General features: G+C 41.0%; 17 protein-coding genes. 11 read left to right on the top strand and 6 right to left on the bottom strand.

Features of this window, described 5'->3' with window-relative positions; all coding sequences use genetic code 11:
- Nucleotides 1-23: 23 nt before the first annotated feature.
- Entirely contained in the window at nt 24-479 is a 456-nt protein-coding gene (locus FTU37_RS05590; RefSeq protein WP_111885075.1) for a DUF441 domain-containing protein, read from the bottom strand.
- 151 nt (nt 480-630) lie between these two features.
- On the opposite strand from FTU37_RS05590, the gene FTU37_RS05585 reads away from it, so the two are divergent.
- Nucleotides 631-1,347: a pseudouridine synthase gene (locus FTU37_RS05585; RefSeq protein ID WP_168378876.1), complete on the top strand. Its 717-nt coding sequence runs from the start codon at nt 631-633 to the stop codon at nt 1,345-1,347.
- A 140-nt stretch (nt 1,348-1,487) separates the two neighbouring features.
- On the opposite strand, the gene FTU37_RS05580 is transcribed toward FTU37_RS05585, so the two are convergent.
- The 3 genes from FTU37_RS05580 to FTU37_RS05570 all read right to left on the bottom strand — a co-directional run bounded on the left by FTU37_RS05580 (nt 1,488) and on the right by FTU37_RS05570 (nt 3,395).
- A complete protein-coding gene (locus tag FTU37_RS05580; RefSeq protein WP_168378877.1) occupies nt 1,488-1,931 on the bottom strand; it encodes a GNAT family N-acetyltransferase in 444 nt (147 codons plus the stop codon).
- A gap of 98 nt (nt 1,932-2,029) precedes the next feature.
- A complete protein-coding gene (locus tag FTU37_RS05575) occupies nt 2,030-2,377 on the bottom strand; it encodes a type II toxin-antitoxin system RelB/DinJ family antitoxin (protein WP_078189014.1) in 348 nt (115 codons plus the stop codon).
- 112 nt (nt 2,378-2,489) lie between these two features.
- Nucleotides 2,490-3,395 (bottom strand): pseudouridine synthase, encoded by a 906-nt coding sequence (locus FTU37_RS05570; protein WP_168378878.1) that lies wholly within the window; start codon nt 3,393-3,395, stop codon nt 2,490-2,492.
- A 135-nt stretch (nt 3,396-3,530) separates the two neighbouring features.
- Between FTU37_RS05570 and tsaE the strand changes: the two genes are divergently transcribed.
- The 4 genes from tsaE to hfq all read left to right on the top strand — a co-directional run bounded on the left by tsaE (nt 3,531) and on the right by hfq (nt 7,565).
- On the top strand, nt 3,531-4,010 hold the full coding sequence (gene tsaE / locus FTU37_RS05565; RefSeq protein WP_168378879.1) for a tRNA (adenosine(37)-N6)-threonylcarbamoyltransferase complex ATPase subunit type 1 TsaE: 480 nt from the start codon (nt 3,531-3,533) through the stop codon (nt 4,008-4,010).
- Nucleotides 4,000-6,012, top strand: coding sequence for a DNA mismatch repair endonuclease MutL (mutL, locus tag FTU37_RS05560; RefSeq protein WP_168378880.1), 2,013 nt, complete (start codon nt 4,000-4,002; stop codon nt 6,010-6,012). Before tsaE ends, mutL begins: the two co-directional genes overlap by 11 nt.
- A gap of 6 nt (nt 6,013-6,018) precedes the next feature.
- Nucleotides 6,019-6,963, top strand: coding sequence for a tRNA (adenosine(37)-N6)-dimethylallyltransferase MiaA (gene miaA, locus FTU37_RS05555; RefSeq protein WP_168378881.1), 945 nt, complete (start codon nt 6,019-6,021; stop codon nt 6,961-6,963).
- 92 nt (nt 6,964-7,055) lie between these two features.
- Nucleotides 7,056-7,565, top strand: coding sequence for an RNA chaperone Hfq (gene hfq, locus FTU37_RS05550; protein ID WP_168378882.1), 510 nt, complete (start codon nt 7,056-7,058; stop codon nt 7,563-7,565).
- A gap of 153 nt (nt 7,566-7,718) precedes the next feature.
- On the opposite strand, the gene FTU37_RS05545 is transcribed toward hfq, so the two are convergent.
- Both FTU37_RS05545 and FTU37_RS05540 read right to left on the bottom strand, forming a co-directional pair.
- The gene (locus tag FTU37_RS05545) at nt 7,719-9,026 is read right to left on the bottom strand and encodes a peptidylprolyl isomerase (protein ID WP_168378883.1); all 1,308 of its coding nucleotides are present in this window, start codon (nt 9,024-9,026) and stop codon (nt 7,719-7,721) included.
- Complete coding sequence (locus FTU37_RS05540; protein WP_180123951.1) at nt 9,026-11,506, bottom strand: LPS-assembly protein LptD; 2,481 nt, start codon at nt 11,504-11,506, stop codon at nt 9,026-9,028. The genes FTU37_RS05545 and FTU37_RS05540 overlap by 1 nt, the downstream gene beginning before the upstream one ends.
- A 120-nt stretch (nt 11,507-11,626) precedes the next feature.
- On the opposite strand from FTU37_RS05540, the gene FTU37_RS05535 reads away from it, so the two are divergent.
- From FTU37_RS05535 to FTU37_RS05510, 6 genes are all read left to right on the top strand, one after another.
- Nucleotides 11,627-12,640, top strand: a complete 1,014-nt coding sequence (locus FTU37_RS05535; RefSeq protein ID WP_180123950.1) for an aminoglycoside phosphotransferase family protein — start codon at nt 11,627-11,629, stop codon at nt 12,638-12,640.
- On the top strand, nt 12,640-13,329 hold the full coding sequence (gene murU, locus FTU37_RS05530) for an N-acetylmuramate alpha-1-phosphate uridylyltransferase MurU (RefSeq protein WP_180123949.1): 690 nt from the start codon (nt 12,640-12,642) through the stop codon (nt 13,327-13,329). The genes FTU37_RS05535 and murU overlap by 1 nt, the downstream gene beginning before the upstream one ends.
- 84 nt (nt 13,330-13,413) lie before the next feature.
- Nucleotides 13,414-14,046 (top strand): 16S rRNA (guanine(527)-N(7))-methyltransferase RsmG, encoded by a 633-nt coding sequence (gene rsmG / locus FTU37_RS05525; protein WP_168378887.1) that lies wholly within the window; start codon nt 13,414-13,416, stop codon nt 14,044-14,046.
- A 24-nt stretch (nt 14,047-14,070) separates the two neighbouring features.
- A complete protein-coding gene (locus tag FTU37_RS05520; RefSeq protein WP_078188958.1) occupies nt 14,071-14,853 on the top strand; it encodes a ParA family protein in 783 nt (260 codons plus the stop codon).
- Nucleotides 14,850-15,737 carry a ParB/RepB/Spo0J family partition protein gene (locus FTU37_RS05515; RefSeq protein ID WP_111885065.1) on the top strand — a complete coding sequence of 296 codons (888 nt, stop codon included), beginning with the start codon at nt 14,850-14,852 and terminating at the stop codon, nt 15,735-15,737. The genes FTU37_RS05520 and FTU37_RS05515 overlap by 4 nt, the downstream gene beginning before the upstream one ends.
- A 31-nt stretch (nt 15,738-15,768) precedes the next feature.
- Entirely contained in the window at nt 15,769-16,410 is a 642-nt protein-coding gene (locus tag FTU37_RS05510; RefSeq protein ID WP_180123948.1) for a MotA/TolQ/ExbB proton channel family protein, read from the top strand.
- Nucleotide 16,411: the final 1 nt, after the last annotated feature.

Genomic DNA, 16,411 nt, shown 5'->3' with positions numbered 1-16,411 from the left:
AAACCGCTATGTCAGCAACAGCCTTATTGTTTAATCCCAATCAGTAGCGACAAGATGCCTGCTGCAATGAGTGGGCCGACAGGTACACCGCGCAGCATCGCAACACCTGCGACTGTCCCAATCAATAGCCCGGCAACCACATCTGGCTGATTTGACATCAGTTTGACACCACGTCCGCCTAGCCATGCGACAAAGATGCCAATGGCGATTGCGACGAGGGATTTCCAACTTAAAAAGGATTTTAAAATCGAATCACCAGGAATTTTTCCGCTAGCGATCGGCGTGAGTACCCCAATGGTTAAAATAATAATGCCAATGTTTAAGCCATATTGTTGCAGATAGGGGAAAAATTCACTTAAAGGCGTGATGCGGAAAACAATCAAGACACCTGCTGCTATGGTGATTGCTGTATTGTGGCTAAAGATGCCACAAGCCAATAACACCAATAACACGATCAGATTTAAATCCAACTGAGACATAGGATATTCGTGAGAAACTTCAATAAATAATCAATAGTGTAGCGCAGAAACATTAAAAACTGGCGTTCAAGATCATTTCCGCTATTTTTCCTGCAAGTTGGCTCGTTGTTCAGTATAAAATAGCAATATATGGTGTTTATTAGGTTGTTCTATGTTTTTGGAAAAAATGCTGCAATCACAAGGTTTTGGTTCGCGTAAATATTGCCAACAGTTGATTAAAAATGGTGCGGTCGAAATACACGGTGAGATTGTAGATAATCCAAAGCAAAAACTGGACTTGAATGATTTAACTTACAGTGTGCATGGACAGGACTATACCTATCGTGAGCATGTTTACATCGCGTTAAATAAACCCCAAGGTTATGAATGTTCGCATCAGGCAACTCATCATTTCAGTGTTTTTGAATTATTTGATGATGTGCTGTTAAATCGTGGTCTGCAATGCGTCGGGCGACTGGATCAAGACACCACTGGACTGTTGCTGCTCACGGATGATGGTCAATATCTACAAGCGCTGACACACCCTAAAAAGCATGTTGCCAAAGTATATTCAATGCATACCGCAGATCCTGTGACGCCTGAGCAAATGCAACAATTGCAACAAGGCGTGGAGCTGCGAAACGAAAAAGGCATCTTCGCTGCAACCGATGTACAGCTATTGGCTTCACAGCAATTACAAATGACTGTCCATCAAGGGGTATATCATCAAGTGAAGCGGATGTTGGCGGCTGTCGGCAATAAAGTTGAAACTTTACATCGTGCTCAAATTGGACAATTAAAGCTTGATGATCTCGCTGAGGGTGAGTGGATCTATTTAAATACAGTGCAAATTGAACAATCGAAATTTCGTGAAAATATCACTGCATAGTAATGTGTACTGGGCTTTGATACTTCATTATTCAAAGGATGAATGTGCGGTATTAAAGCCCCTAAATATGTCTGCTAATTATTGATTTAAAGATGCGTTTCTAATATGCGTTGATTGTGTATTTAACGTCGAGCAAGGCATTAACGAATAAAGTAATGATAGGTTTGAAATTCATCATCTTTAATGAAGCCCATCGATTCATAGAGCTGATGCGAGTGATAGTTATTTTTTTGAGTTTCGAGGCTGATTCGAAGCGCACCTTCATGTTGTGCAAAGAGAACAGCGGTATCGATCAATTGTTTAGCTGAACCTTGACGACGATATACAGGGCTGACATAGACATCATCTAAAATATAGTAAGTTGAACAAGCCACAGATGAAAAGCCCAAATACAGTAAGATAAACCCAGTAATCACATCATCTTTTAAGCAAATAAAAATTACGCTTTCATTATTTTCAAAACGTTGTCTTAGAAATTTATATGAGATATCAAGATTAGAAGAGGTGCCATAAAATTGGCGATATTCATCAAATAAAACAGCAAGTGGATGAAGGTCTGCTTCTGTTGCGCGTCGAACGATCATTTTTTTCTATACTCCATGCTATTTTTATCAGTCTTGCATGAAGCATATCGAAATTTCGAAATTGGTTGATTTATAAATTGTTTATAAATGCGACAGTGTTAAGTTTTGTCACCTTCACCCAAAATTGCATTGAGTTCTTCAAACAAGTCGAGATGATCATCATCTAATAATGGATCATTATTTAAAATTTCTAATTCCGCAGGGCTAATTTCAGTGGTTGAAATGGCTTGGGCTTCTTGTTGTTTTAATTTACGTAACTTAATCAATTGTTCAATATTGATATTTTGGTTTTCAATAGAGAAGGGGATCGATTTGGTTAAAACAACTTGTTTAAAGAATAGACGTACAGCCTGTGCAGGTGTAATGCCTAATTGTTTAAACACGGCAAAGGCCTGTTTCTTTTCCTGTGAATCGAGGCGGATTTGGTAGACTTCAGTTTTTCTCATATTCTTAGAAAGCTTTAAAATACTTAACTTTTCGCATTTATTCTAATCAAAACTATCATAAATTCAAGAATGTTCGGCAGTATTTTATCAATTTAATGTAATGACAATCGATTTACAGTGTCAATTCATAGGCAGAACTGAATTGAAAAGCCTGCTCTGTCACAGGATCGATAAACTCAAGATGTTTCGCAAGTAGTTGTAAAGGTTGGCTGAAATCATCCTCTGCCTTATGTTGCACTACTGGATAAAAGGGGTCGTTTTGAATTGGAATGCCCAAAGCATTTAAATGCACACGGAGTTGGTGCTGCTTGCCGGTATGTGGCTTTAATTCATACTTAGCGCGGTTTCCATGCTGCTGGATCAGCTGAATGAAGGTTTCGCTGTTAGGTTCACCATCTACTATTTGCATTGTATAAAAAGGTTGACCTTTTTCCATGCGATAGCGAGTTGTGATTGGGAAATTTAATTCATCTCGATAAGCTGCAATGGCATGATAGGTTTTTTGAACGTTTCGAGTGGCAAACATCTGTTGATATAGCCCACGGCTTTCGACACATTTGGAGAAGAGAACTAGGCCGGCAGTTTCACGATCTAAACGATGAATCGGTGTTAGGTGTTCAAGCTGCGTTTGTTTTTTGAGTCGAACCAACAAGGTTTCTTGTACATACTGACCGGTCGGACTCATGGTGAGAAAATGCGGTTTATCGACCACGATGAAATGATCATTTTCAAATAAAATCTGATGCTCGAAGGGAACATGGATTTCATGCGCTAAGAATCGATAATAATAAACATGACGATTTGCTTCAAAAGGACTGTCTATCGTTAAAGCGTCACCATCTGCAGCATAGACTAAACCATCCTTAAATCGTTGTTGCCACTCCACTGCTTGGATATGAGGAAATTGCTCACACAAATATGCATAGACGGTAGAGGCTTGTGTGTGTTGACCGTCAAGGAAGACTTTGCTGGCACTAACACCATTGATCATTGGGGGAGTAAATTCAAAACTGTGCATGAAGAAAGATCTAAAAACTGAGCAAATAAAGCAGAGAACACATCATGAAAAATGCTCAATCTATAGTGTGAACATATCCATTTTAGCCAGTGCGATGCTATCATATTTAATTCTTATGTACATGTTGTGAGTAATATGCAGTATTCATTCAGTCTGGAACTTAATAGTGAAGTCGATACCCAAAACTTAGCTACCGTACTGGCGACGCATTTTACGACGGGTGTAGCGTATTTAATTGGTGACTTGGGTGCAGGAAAGACCACGTTAACACGTTATTTTTTACAACACTTGGGTCATCAAGGTGCGGTAAAAAGTCCAACCTATACATTGGTTGAACCTTACAATATTCAAGGACAAGATATTTTTCATTTTGATTTATACCGTCTGAATGACCCTTATGAGCTTGAGCTTATGGGTATCCGTGATTATTTAGAAACGCAGAACGCCCTATTTTTATTTGAATGGCCGTCTAAAGGGGGCGACGAAATCCCTGCGGCTGATTTAATTATTAATATTGAAAAGTCTGCGGATGAAACCACCCGTAAAGCGACTTTAAGCTCTTCTTCAGAAACTTTGCAAAACGCTTTGGAGCAAAAATTTAACCATGCTGAATGAAATCAGTGCCCGCCGCATTCGAACGCTTGATCCTGCCTTAGCCAACCAAATTGCCGCAGGGGAAGTGATTGAACGTCCCGCTTCTGTGGTCAAAGAATTACTGGAAAATGCCATTGATGCAGGGGCGACTGAGCTGATTGTTCGTATTGAACAAGGCGGCAGTACACTGATTGAAATTATAGACAATGGTCGGGGCATCCATCCTGAAGATTTACCTTTGGCGGTCATGCGCCATGCCACCAGTAAAATCCAAACTGCTGAAGATTTACATGCCATTGTAAGTCTAGGTTTTCGTGGGGAAGCCTTGGCTTCGATCGCTGCGGTGTCTCGTTTGACTTTGACCAGTAGCCAAAATGATGACGGTGTAGGCTATCAGGTCGAAGTAAATGGTACCGCATTTGATTCGCAAGAAATTCAACCTGTGGCAGCGACGCAAGGCACCACCATCCGTGTGCAAGATTTATTTTTTAATGTGCCTGCACGGCGTAAGTTCCTCAAAAAACCGGGGACTGAGTTTGGACATATCGAAGAAATTGTCCGTCGTTTGGCACTGACCCATTTTGATATTCGTTTTGTCCTTGAACATAACAATAGTATTAAGCTGAACTTGCCAATTGCAGACAGTGGCGCGCTCCGTTTTCAGCGGGTGCAACAATTATTAGGCCGTCAATTCACTGAAAATGCGTACTGGATGGATGCTGATAGCGTCAATATGCGTCTTAGCGGTTGGTTGGGTCATCCTTCAGATGCACGTGCACAAGCCGATATGCAATATGTCTATGTGAATGGACGTATCGTAAAAGACAAGACAGTTTCACATGCACTTCGCATGGCCTATGACGGTATTTTGCATGGACATCAACATGCGGCTTATTTGTTATTTATGGAAGTTGATCCTGAAAATATCGATGTGAATGTGCATCCGACCAAGCATGAAATTCGGTTTCTAAATCAACGTGAAGTACATGAGTTTGTTCGTCATTTTGCCAAATCGACATTAGCGCAATTTCAAACCGCGACCGCCGAATTGTCATCTGCAATGAAACTTGATGGGCAGGCACACGAAAATATTATTCCGCAGCCGCGTCATCAGGAACAATTTTCATTACATCAACCTCAGCCAGTTGCAGAGCAAGGCACAAATTTTGTCAGTCCAGAGATCGCAGGCGGGCTTACTGATTTTAGTTCGCCAACTGCTGTGCAATATGCGTCAAATCATGCGTCAACAGGGCAAGAAGGGGATACACAGCAAAATTCAAATGTATCGATCAATAGCGCCGGATATCAGTCAAATATAGCGGGTTCCAGACAGCTCAATAATGCATTGCAAAGTTATTTAGCGCCTTTACGTCAAACTGAGTCTACAAATGATCCTGATACTTCTTTGGCTGAACATATTCAGCAGAAAGTCGATGAGCATCCTTTGGGGATTGCCATTGCGCAATTGCATGGTATTTATATTTTGGCCCAAAACACCGAAGGTTTAATCATTGTTGATATGCATGCTGCGCATGAGCGCATTGTTTTACAACAAATGAAAACGGCTTGGGATAAACCTGAGTTTTGGACATCACAGCAATTGCTGATTCCTAAAGTCGTCAGTATCAGTCGGATGCAAGCGATGCGCGTCGATGAGCTCAAAGAACAATTGGCACGCCTAGGTTTAGAAATAGACCAATATGGCGATGAGCAAGTCATTGTTCGTGGTGTTCCTGCCATTTTGCATAAAGCAGACTTTGATGCGTTGATTCCAGATTTATTAAATGATTTAGACCCAAGTGATCAGGTTGCAGGGTTGCTACAAAAGCGGGATCAAATATTGGCAGGCATGGCCTGTCACGGCGCTGTACGCGCACACCGTATTTTAAGTCTATCTGAAATGAATGCATTACTGCGTCAGATGGAACAAACTGAATTTGCCAGCCAATGTAACCATGGACGTCCGACGTGGCGTGCGTTTCCATTGGCACAGCTAGATAAACTTTTTGCTCGGGGAGAGTAGTTTTACATGTCAAATCAATTGCCGGTCATCAACTTAATGGGACCAACTGCAAGCGGTAAAACCGCCTTGGCATGTGAGTTATACGAGCAAGGTGGATTCGAATTAATTTCTGTCGATTCTGCTTTGGTTTTTCAGGATATGGATATTGGTACGGCCAAGCCGAGTAAAGCTGAGTTGGAGAAATATCCACATCATTTGATTGATATTATCAGTCCGCTAGAAGTGTATTCGGCAGCGAACTTTGTGGAAGATGCCTGTGTGCTGATTGATGATATGCATGCCCGAGGTAAAACACCGATTTTAGTCGGTGGTACGATGTTGTATTACAAAGCTTTATTGGAAGGGTTGTCTTCAAATTTACCAAGTGCAGACTATGCTGTACGTGCTGAAATTGAAGCCAAAGCTGAGTCGCAAGGTTGGGATGCTGTATATGCAGAATTGTGCAATGTCGACCCATTGGCAGGTGAAAAATTTAAACCGAGTGATAAGCAACGGATCATTCGTGCGCTCGAAGTTTTTAAATTAACAGGTAAACCCATTACGCAGTTACAAGCTGAGCAACCTAAAAACGTACCATACCGTTACAATTTTCATAATTACGCATTATTGCCAGACCGATTAGAATTACATGAGCGTATAGCTCAACGTCTAAAAATAATGTGGGAAATTGGATTTTTAAATGAAGTGAAAGCTCTCATTGAAAAATACGATTTAGATGAAAATTTACCCTCTATGCGCTCAGTTGGATATCGTCAAGCTTTAGATTTTTTGAAAAATAGTGATCAAAGTAGCGAAAAACAGCGTGAAATGGAGGATAAGGCACTTTTTGCAACACGACAACTTGCAAAACGTCAATATACTTGGTTAAGATCTTTGCAAGAAACGCATAAATTTACTACATATTTAACTGCGCAGCAGGCTCAAGAAGACTTGCGAAAGTGCTACGGATAAAGCAAAATTTACAGACTACCTTTTTGATAATTTTTAATTGAAAAGTAAAGGTAGCTTTTGCGCTGATTTTTATTATTTTTTGGAGTTATAACATGTCTAAAGGTCAAACTTTACAAGATCCGTTCTTAAATTCTCTCCGTAAAGAACGTATTCCTGTGTCGATCTTCCTTGTCAACGGTATTAAATTACAAGGTCATATTGAATCTTTCGACCAATACGTTGTTTTATTAAAAAATACTGTAAGCCAAATGGTTTACAAACATGCTATTTCAACTGTTGTTCCAGCACGTAACCCACGTCCTGCTGGTGCTCCTGCTGGTGCTCAAGGCGCTGCCGGCTTCGGTGGTCAACAAGGCGGCTTCGGCGGTCAACAAGGTGGCTTCGGTGGCCAAGGTGGCTTCGGTGGTCAAGGTGGTTTCGGTGGTCAAGGTGGCTTCGGTGGTCAAGGTGGCTTCGGTGGTCAAGGTGGTTTTGGCTCTCAAGGTGGCTTTGGTGGTCAAGGTGGCTTCGGTGGTCAAAGTGGTTTCGGCGGTCAAAATGCTGGTTTTGATGGCGAAACTAAATTTGAAGATGCTCAAGACGACGAAAACAACAATCGTTAATTGAATTAAAAAAACCTCCCAAATGGGAGGTTTTTTTTGCCTATAAAAGAGTAGATTGTTTTCACAAAGGGTATGTAATAATTACTAAAGTGCTGAATGATGATAAGAATCGACATAAAAAAACCAGCCGAAGCTGGTTTTTTGTTTATTCACTTATTTCTTTTTACGATCTAGAGTAGGATCTTTAATTTCAACATAGGCATTGTTGCGAATTTCACGTAACCAGCTGTCCAGTTCAGTGTCAAATTGACGCTCACCTAAAATCTGACGGGCCATACGTTCTTGTACTTCATGTGTCATATCTTGTTGACGTGTATCGGTCACTTGAAGGATGTGCCAACCAAACTGTGACTGAAAAGGCTTGCTGATTTCACCTTTCGCTGTTGATTTCATCATTGCTTCAAATTCTGGAACCATCACACCTGGGCTAACCCAACCTAAACTACCACCATTGGCAGCAGAACCAGTGTCATTCGAGAACGTTGAAGCCAAGACCGCAAAATCTTCACCCTTTTGCAGGCGATTATACAAGTTGTCGATCATTTGCTTGGCATTTTCAGGACTCACGACCTCAGATGGTTGAATCAGGATATGGCGAGTTTGGTATTGAGGAACAATGGCTTTTTGTTCTCCACTTTTACGGTCGACCAATTTTAAAACATGAACGCCATCACGTACTGAAATTAGTTCAGTGGTTTGACCAACTTGCAAAGGTGCTACACGTGCAGCAAGTTCATCTGGAATATCAGATAAGTTGCGGAAGCCCATATCGGCACCGTCAACTTTAATGTCTTTGGTGCTGTATTTGCTAGTAATTGCTTTTACATCGTTGCTTGCTGCAAGTTCTTTACGAATGTCTTCCGCGATTTTAACGGCATTATCACTGCTAGCAACGCGTACATGTAAGACATGAACTTGATTACCTAGTGCTGCTTGACCTTGTGGTGAGCTTAAGAAGTTTTTCACATCTTGGTCACTGATTTGAATGCGAGAAGTGACCAACTGTTGGCGTAGACGTTGTAAAGCGATGTCTTCAGCGATGCGTGCACGTAAACCTGCATAGGTATTTGGCGCAACAGCATCTAATTTTTGCTGAAATGCTTCTAAGCTTGGAGAGCCGGCGTCTTTTGCAACTTTAAGTACGGCTTCATTGAGCGATTTTTCATCCGCTTTGACATTATATCGTTTAACCTGTTCAAGCTGTGCTTGGCGCGAAATCAGCTGTTCTAAAGCTTGTTGCTGCAAATATTCAGTCGGTGGGACGGTTTGTTTTTTTGCTTGAAATTGATGAGTGATCTCGGCAATGCTTTGATCAAGATCACTACGTAGAATCACGCTATTGTCAACGACAGCTACAATTTCATCTTTAGGTTGCGCAGCAGCAAATACAGATACAGAAGTCGATATGCAAAGTGCCAAGGCTGACGCTTTAAAAATTTGTTTTAACTGTTTTGTCTTCATTAACGTTCTGTCCAAGATTGATTAATATTGTTAAAACCCAACACTCGGTTTTCAAGCAAAGAGGTTAATTTATTGTTGAAGCCACCTAAACCTTTTAGAGTGAACTCCGCCATAATGGCACGTTTTGGTTTAACATCTGAAGATGTTACATCATCTAAATCGTTATAGTACGAACGACCATAAACTGAAACACCCCAGCAGCATGACTCGTAGTTCACACCAAGTAAATATTCACGCGCAATACTGTTGTCGAGGTCATATTGTGCATGACCAATAATACGCCAGTTATTGTGTATAGGTTGAATAAACGATGCTACTGCTTGGTCATAGCTGTCTTGGCGATTAGGAATGTCTTTACGATAGAAATAACCGACATTGTATAAATTGCCTTTATTTCCTGTGTAATACATTTGAATATCGCGCTGAGCATTATCACCATTCGCCATCCATGCTGAATTGGCATTGACACTGATGCTGTCAGATAATTGGCTAGAAATGCTCACGACAGGGCCGGTATGGCGTTCGGTATCAAATTTATCAGAGACGTTGTTCAGTGTGACACGACGGTCTTCAAAATAGAAACTTTGACCAACGCTGGCTTTTAAACGCTCAAGACCAACATCATCAAATAAACTATAGCTTAAACCTAGAGATGCGAAGTTGTTGTCTTCTAAACGGTCATTACCGTAGAAACGACGCGGGCTAAACAACTGGTCATAGTTAATTGATGCTGTGGTTGAGTCAAAGTTTGGGTTAGTGTCTTGGTTTTTGTATGGAGAATACGCGTAGAAGAAACGTGGCGTTAAAGTTTGTAGATAACGACCTTCGCGCTCCATCACAAGACCCGCATCTAAAGTAAATTGCGGTACAATGACCGATTTACTTTCACTACTAGAGTGATTGTTATTTGTATTGGCACGATCAACAGTATCTTGATCGTAAATCGTGTTTACGTTACGAATCGTTGCTTCTGGAATTACAAAAGACCATGGGTTACGATAGTTATAACGCACACTAAAGTCGTTATAAATACGTGCACCACTTGGCTCATACATTGTCGCATCACCATTGTTTTGCGGAATATTATCGCCACGCAGATTCTTTTTAAAATATGCTGTATCGTTGTTAAATTCGTACTGTAAGCCGAGCGGATTACCAGTCTTGTAGTTCAGTAGGAATTGCGGCAAACGCGCATACGGACGGTCTTCATCACTGACGGTTTTATCTAGAGTTTGGAAGTCTTCAACTTTAAGCTGTGCTTTTAGGCCGGGGATACCATTTTTATAATTGAGTTCCCATGCACGGCGTAAGTTCAGGTCAGTTTTTGAGTTTGGATTATTATTGAGATCTGAGAAATAGTCTTTATCAGATGCATAGTTATATTCTAAATTTGTCGTGAATTGATCGTTAATTTTCCAGTTATGGAGGAAATGTAAGTCTTTACGATCTTGATCGTCATACTTTTGGTCGGATGGTAAATAACCACCCCACACCATCCCTGAACCAAAGTTTTTGGTCAAATAACGGAATTCACCTTCCATCATTGCGCCACGGTCTGCAATATAACGTGGTGTTACCGTAGCATCATAGTTTGGCGCAAGGTTTAAATATACAGGTACTGCAAGCTCAATACCACCGTCATTGGTAAAACCAAAGCTCGGGGTCAAAATACCAGTGGTACGACGGTCATCAATCGGGAAGTTGAAATAGGGCACAGCCATCACAGGTACGTTTTTTACATATAATGTTGTACCTTTGGTTTCACCGCGGCCAGTTTCTTGATTCAGCTTAATTTTGTCTGCTTGAATTTTCCACGTTGGTTTTTCATCGGGTGGACAAGTGGTATAAACCGCATTTTCTAATTCTAGGGTTTCTGTTGAAGTGCGCGAAATTTTTTCAGCACGACCATGCGCATGCTGCTGTTCAGCAATAAAGAAACTGTTATTTAAATCACCTTGTTGGGTTTTTAAATTGTAATCAATTGAATCGCTTTGAGAAATTAGCCCAGACTGCGCCATTTGCACGCGGCCAGAAGCATTGGCGTAGGTTTGGGTTTTATCAATTTTGATTTGATCGGCACGAATTTGACGACCTTCTTGGTCAATCAGAACATTACCTTCAAGAATGGAGTCGCCATTCGGGTCAAAATGACCATAGTCAGCGGTAATGGTAGAGGTTGCATCTTCAGGTGCGACCGCTTTTGTCGTTGGCGCAACAGGGGTAATCCACGTGCCAGTACAAAATGCAGAACTTAATTGATTGGTGTTGCGAATCTGTGCTTCAGGTGCAGACTTATCGACATAATATTGTTCGAAGAACTGCTGCCCAGGATAAGCTTCTGAAATGCTTTGTTTGAGTTGTTCTGTATCGTCATCCGTGGACGGGTTTGAAACAGGTGCTGCATAGCTTGGTAACGAGCTACCACATAGAAGGGTTAAGATCGCAGTCGCTAAAGGATTAAATTTAAACTGATGCTTCATTTGTCTCATTAACCAGGTATGCTTAATCGCAATTAATTATTGTCGCATCATAGAGAAAAAGTTGATAAGTAGCTACACTTAGCACTTTAAAAACTCAGCCTGTATTAGAATTTATCGCAAATGAATACACAACGTGAACAATTGATACAAACATGGATTTCATCTGTACTCGGTTCAGATCAATTTGAAATTAACTTCTTAGCAGGCGATGCAAGCTTCCGTCGTTATGCACGAATCAAATTGAATAATAAAACATTTATGCTCATGGATGCACCACCAGAAAAAGAAGATTGTGGTCCTTTTGTGTCGATTGATGAATTTTTTGATGCACATGGCGTGCGTGTACCACATATCATGGCCAAAGACCTCGATCAAGGCTTCTTATTGTTAGAAGATTTTGGTGATGTTTTATTGTCCACGTTGTTGAATGATCAAACAGTAGACGCACATTATGCTCAAAGTTTTAAACAGTTGATTCAATTACAGTCAATTGATGGTACTGCTCATTTTCCTGCATACGCCTATGAAAAGCTGATTTCTGAAATGGAGCTGTTAACGGATTGGTTGTTGCCATCTTTACAGGTACAACCAACTGTAGAAGAATCGGCACTCATTAAACGTACCTTTGCTATCTTAGCCAATGCTGCATTGGCTCAGCCTCAAGTGATTGTGCATCGTGATTTTCATAGCCGTAATTTGATGGTACTAGATGGTGAGCAAGATCAGGGCGTGATTGATTTCCAAGATGCTGTGATTGGTGCAGATACTTATGATTTGATTTCTATTACACGTGATGCTTATGTGCAGTGGAATGCAGATCGCGTTTATGCATGGTTTAAAACGTTCTATGATTTGCTACCTTCATCGGCAAAAGAAGGTCGTAGCTTTGAGCAATTCAAACAAGACGCAGACCTCATGGCGATTCAACGTCATATCAAAATTTTAGGTATTTTTGTGCGCTTATTTGAGCGTGATGGTAAGTCGGGTTATCTCAAAGATTTGCCGCGCGTGATGTGGTATTTACTCGAAGAAAGTAAACCGTATGCAGAATTACAACCTTTTATGCAATTTATTCAGGCTAAAGTATTGCCGAAATTTGAAGCCAAATACGGCACTTATGAGGTTGTTGCATAATGAAAGCCATGATTTTAGCGGCGGGTCTCGGAAATCGGATGCGCCCTTTAACATTGTATAAGCCAAAGCCGTTGCTTGAAGTGGGTGGAAAACCACTGATTGTTTGGCATATAGAAAAGCTAAAAAAAATTGGCGTAACTGAAATCATCATCAATTCTGCATGGCTTGCAGATATATTGATTGGTACTTTGGGCGATGGCTCGCAGTTTGGTGTGGATATTCGCTGGACACGTGAAGCAGAAGGCTTGGAAACAGCCGGTGGTATTATTAATGCCTTACCTTTGCTTGGAACAGAACCGTTTATTTTAGTCAATGGTGACGTTTGGACGACCTACGATTTTTCAGCCTTGCTCAATGTTGAGCTAAAAGATGACTTGGCACACTTGGTCTATGTGACTAACCCAACGCAACATCCAAAGGGTGATTTTATCTTGGATGCAGGGCGTAGTTATACCTTTGAGCAAGAACATACAGGCGAGGCACTCACCTATAGCGGGATCGCAGTTATACAGCCAAACATGTTTGATGGATTGGAAGCGGGTAAGCGTCCGCTCGCACCATTATTGAAACAAGCCATGTTGGATGGAAAAATTTCTGCAGAGAAAATGCAAACTGCGTGGGTTGATGTTGGCACACCTGAGCGTTTAAGTGATCTAGATCTACAGATTCGCCAAGGTATGTACGATTAAGTGCATATTCGCTAAGCGTTAGCTACTGTTCCACGGCTTAGAAATCGGTATACTTCAGTTAATTTTTATTGAGATGTCTTCTTTATGCATCCTTTTTTTCAAGACTTAAAGCAAGGTAGTCAAAAGCTTGGCTTAGATTTGAGTGAAGAAGCATTAAATCTATTGCTGAAATACCAAGATGCCCTAGTGCTGTGGAACAAAGCGTATAACTTGACCGCTATTCGTGATCCTAAAGAAATGTTGGTTAAGCATTTATTGGATAGCTTAAGTATCCTAAATGATTTGCCTGCAGGTCGTTTATTGGATATCGGTACGGGTGGTGGCATGCCGGGCATGATCATTGCACTGTGTCAGCCTGAACGTGAATGTGTGCTTTTAGATGCCAACGGTAAAAAAATTCGATTCTTAAAACAATTTATTGCTGACTTAAAACTAAAAAATGTCATTGCGGTACAAACACGTGTCGAAAATGAAGACAGCATTAATGAACTGGGTCAGTTTGATGTGATTACCAGTCGTGCTTTTGCATCGTTAACCGATTTTGTGGATGCGTCTAAACCGTATATGCATGAGCAAAGTATTATTGCGTCGATGAAAGGCTTAATTCCTGAAGAAGAAGTTGAAACACTGAAAAGTGATTTCAAGATTGATATCGTTGCATTAAAAGTTCCACGACTTGATGAGCAGCGTCATTTAATTTTTCTTAAACGTATTTAAAATTTTCAAAGGACTGGGGTTACCATGGCTCAAATTATTGCGATTGCAAACCAAAAGGGTGGCGTAGGTAAAACCACAACGGCTGTGAACTTGGCTGCATCTTTAGCCATATTAAAAAAACGAGTTTTACTTGTGGACATGGATTCACAAGGCAATGCCACGATGGGTTCGGGCATTCAAAAAAATGATTTGTTGTATTCAGTCACGGATGTCTTACTTGGTGAAGTGCCGATTGAAACTGCTATTTATAAAGCGGAAGTGGGCTATAAGGTTTTAGGTGCAAACCGTGACTTAGCTGGCGTTGAGCTGGCGATTGCGGATCAAGACGGTCGTGAGTTTATTTTACGTGAAGCATTGGCAAGCGTCGAAAAAGACTTCGACTATATTATTGTCGATTGTGCACCAAGTTTAAGTTTGATCACTGTCAATGCACTTGCAGCGGTACGTGCTGTGCTTATTCCAATGCAGTGTGAATATTATGCCTTGGAAGGTTTGGCTGACCTAACCCAAACCATTGACCGTATTCAGCAAGCTTTAAACCCAGATCTAGAGATCGTGGGTGTGCTTCGTACCATGTACGATGCGCGTAATGCCTTAACACGTGATGTGTCTGCTGAGCTTGAACAATACTTCGGTCAGAAACTTTATGACACGGTCATTCCGCGTAATATTCGTTTGGCTGAAGCGCCTGCGCACGGTTTGCCAGTGATTTATTTTGAAAAAAGCTCGAAGGGTGCAGTTGCTTATTTGAACTTGGCAGCTGAGATGTTAAAAAAAACCAAAGTAAAAAAAGGAACTAAAGCATGACCGTAAAAAAACGCGGACTGGCTAAAGGTCGTGGTCTGGATGCCTTACTCGGCTCAATCCAAAAAGAAAAACTACAGCTCGAAGCAAAAGCTTTAGATCATGGACAGTTAAAACAAATTGATGTGCATTTATTGAAACGTGGTGAGTATCAACCGCGTCGTTTCATTAAAGAACAAGATTTACAAGAACTTGCTGCATCGATTGAAAAGCATGGTGTCATGCAGCCAATCGTGATTCGTCCTGTTGAAGATGAAAAGCATCCCTACGAAATTATTGCAGGTGAGCGTCGTTGGCGTGCGGCTCAGCTTGCAGGTTTAACCGAAGTTCCAGCCATTGTTCGTGACTTGAGTGACCAAGTGGCAATTGCCTTGGCATTGATTGAAAACATTCAACGTCAAGATTTGAACCCAATCGATCAAGCCATGGCTTTACAACGCTTCCATGACGAATTTGGTTTAAGTCATCAAGAGATTGCCGATACGGTCGGTAAAGCACGTACCACGATTAGTAACTTGCTACGCCTCTTGTCTTTAGCGGATCAAGTCAAAGACTTTATGCAGCAAGGTTTGCTCGATATGGGGCATGCACGTGCGATCTTGACGTTAAAAGCCAAAGATCAGCTTAAAGTTGCTGAAATGGTGATTGAAAAAAGTATGTCTGTACGTCAAACCGAACAATTTGTTCGTGATTTGAATGCACCAAAACAACAAAAAGCTAAACCAATTGTTTCATCAGACATTCAACAACTGACACAACGTCTCTCTGATCGTTTCAGTGCAGACGTGAAAATTGATCATAATAAACAAGGGAAAGGCAAGCTGGTGATTAGCTACCATACTCTTGAAGAGCTAGATGGCATTTTAAATATTTGTCTAGCTGAATAATTTTTAAATTCGATTTATTGGGGAAAATCAAATGTGGGAATTAGTCAAAGCGGGCGGGTGGTTAATGATCCCGCTCGTCATTTGTTCGATCTTTACGGTAGCCATTACCATTGAGCGCTTTATTCGTTTAAAGAAATCAATGGTGTTGCCAAAAGATTTGATGATGAATGTAAACACATCGGTGAAAGATGTAGTGCAGCAGTTAAAGCAAAGTCCAACTTTACAGCAAAGTACATTGGGTCGTGTCTTGGGCGCAGGTTATGCCAGTAAAGATCAAAACGAGCGATATGCACGTGCGCAAATGGAAGTGACTGCGTCACAAGAAATTGGTTATTTAGAAAAGAATATTAACTTTTTGGGCACTTTAAGCGCTGTTGCACCGTTACTGGGTTTGTTGGGTACGGTGATCGGTATTATTGAAGCATTCTTAATGATTGATATAGGCACCAATAGTGATCCAGTGTTGATGATGCCAGGTATTTCTAAGGCTTTGATTACCACTGCTGCCGGTATGTTAATTGCTGTGCCTGCATTATTTGCGCATCGCTATTTCCAACGTTTGGTTCAGGAATATGTGGCTGAGTTAGAACAGCAGTCGACATTATTTCATGCCGCTTTGTTTTATAAAAAAACACCTGAAGTAGAAAGTCAGGACATTCAGAAAGCCAGCTGAG

The sequence above is a fragment of the Acinetobacter sp. YH12097 genome, assembly GCF_013419225.1.
GTDB classification, from domain to species: Bacteria; Pseudomonadota; Gammaproteobacteria; order Pseudomonadales; family Moraxellaceae; genus Acinetobacter; species Acinetobacter amyesii.
The sequence above is the reverse complement of the archived record's forward strand: the minus strand, read 5'-3'. Positions and strand labels throughout refer to the sequence as shown.

What these genes read in the sequence shown, in the direction of transcription:
- FTU37_RS05590 (WP_111885075.1), bottom strand. Translation starts at nt 479, where the DNA reads ATGTCTCAGTTGGATTTAAATCTGATCGTGTTATTGGTGTTATTGGCT.
- FTU37_RS05585 (WP_168378876.1), top strand. Translation starts at nt 631, where the DNA reads ATGTTTTTGGAAAAAATGCTGCAATCACAAGGTTTTGGTTCGCGTAAA.
- FTU37_RS05580 (WP_168378877.1), bottom strand. Translation starts at nt 1,931, where the DNA reads ATGATCGTTCGACGCGCAACAGAAGCAGACCTTCATCCACTTGCTGTT.
- FTU37_RS05575 (WP_078189014.1), bottom strand. Translation starts at nt 2,377, where the DNA reads ATGAGAAAAACTGAAGTCTACCAAATCCGCCTCGATTCACAGGAAAAG.
- FTU37_RS05570 (WP_168378878.1), bottom strand. Translation starts at nt 3,395, where the DNA reads ATGCACAGTTTTGAATTTACTCCCCCAATGATCAATGGTGTTAGTGCC.
- tsaE (WP_168378879.1), top strand. Translation starts at nt 3,531, where the DNA reads ATGCAGTATTCATTCAGTCTGGAACTTAATAGTGAAGTCGATACCCAA.
- mutL (WP_168378880.1), top strand. Translation starts at nt 4,000, where the DNA reads ATGCTGAATGAAATCAGTGCCCGCCGCATTCGAACGCTTGATCCTGCC.
- miaA (WP_168378881.1), top strand. Translation starts at nt 6,019, where the DNA reads ATGTCAAATCAATTGCCGGTCATCAACTTAATGGGACCAACTGCAAGC.
- hfq (WP_168378882.1), top strand. Translation starts at nt 7,056, where the DNA reads ATGTCTAAAGGTCAAACTTTACAAGATCCGTTCTTAAATTCTCTCCGT.
- FTU37_RS05545 (WP_168378883.1), bottom strand. Translation starts at nt 9,026, where the DNA reads ATGAAGACAAAACAGTTAAAACAAATTTTTAAAGCGTCAGCCTTGGCA.
- FTU37_RS05540 (WP_180123951.1), bottom strand. Translation starts at nt 11,506, where the DNA reads ATGAAGCATCAGTTTAAATTTAATCCTTTAGCGACTGCGATCTTAACC.
- FTU37_RS05535 (WP_180123950.1), top strand. Translation starts at nt 11,627, where the DNA reads ATGAATACACAACGTGAACAATTGATACAAACATGGATTTCATCTGTA.
- murU (WP_180123949.1), top strand. Translation starts at nt 12,640, where the DNA reads ATGAAAGCCATGATTTTAGCGGCGGGTCTCGGAAATCGGATGCGCCCT.
- rsmG (WP_168378887.1), top strand. Translation starts at nt 13,414, where the DNA reads ATGCATCCTTTTTTTCAAGACTTAAAGCAAGGTAGTCAAAAGCTTGGC.
- FTU37_RS05520 (WP_078188958.1), top strand. Translation starts at nt 14,071, where the DNA reads ATGGCTCAAATTATTGCGATTGCAAACCAAAAGGGTGGCGTAGGTAAA.
- FTU37_RS05515 (WP_111885065.1), top strand. Translation starts at nt 14,850, where the DNA reads ATGACCGTAAAAAAACGCGGACTGGCTAAAGGTCGTGGTCTGGATGCC.
- FTU37_RS05510 (WP_180123948.1), top strand. Translation starts at nt 15,769, where the DNA reads ATGTGGGAATTAGTCAAAGCGGGCGGGTGGTTAATGATCCCGCTCGTC.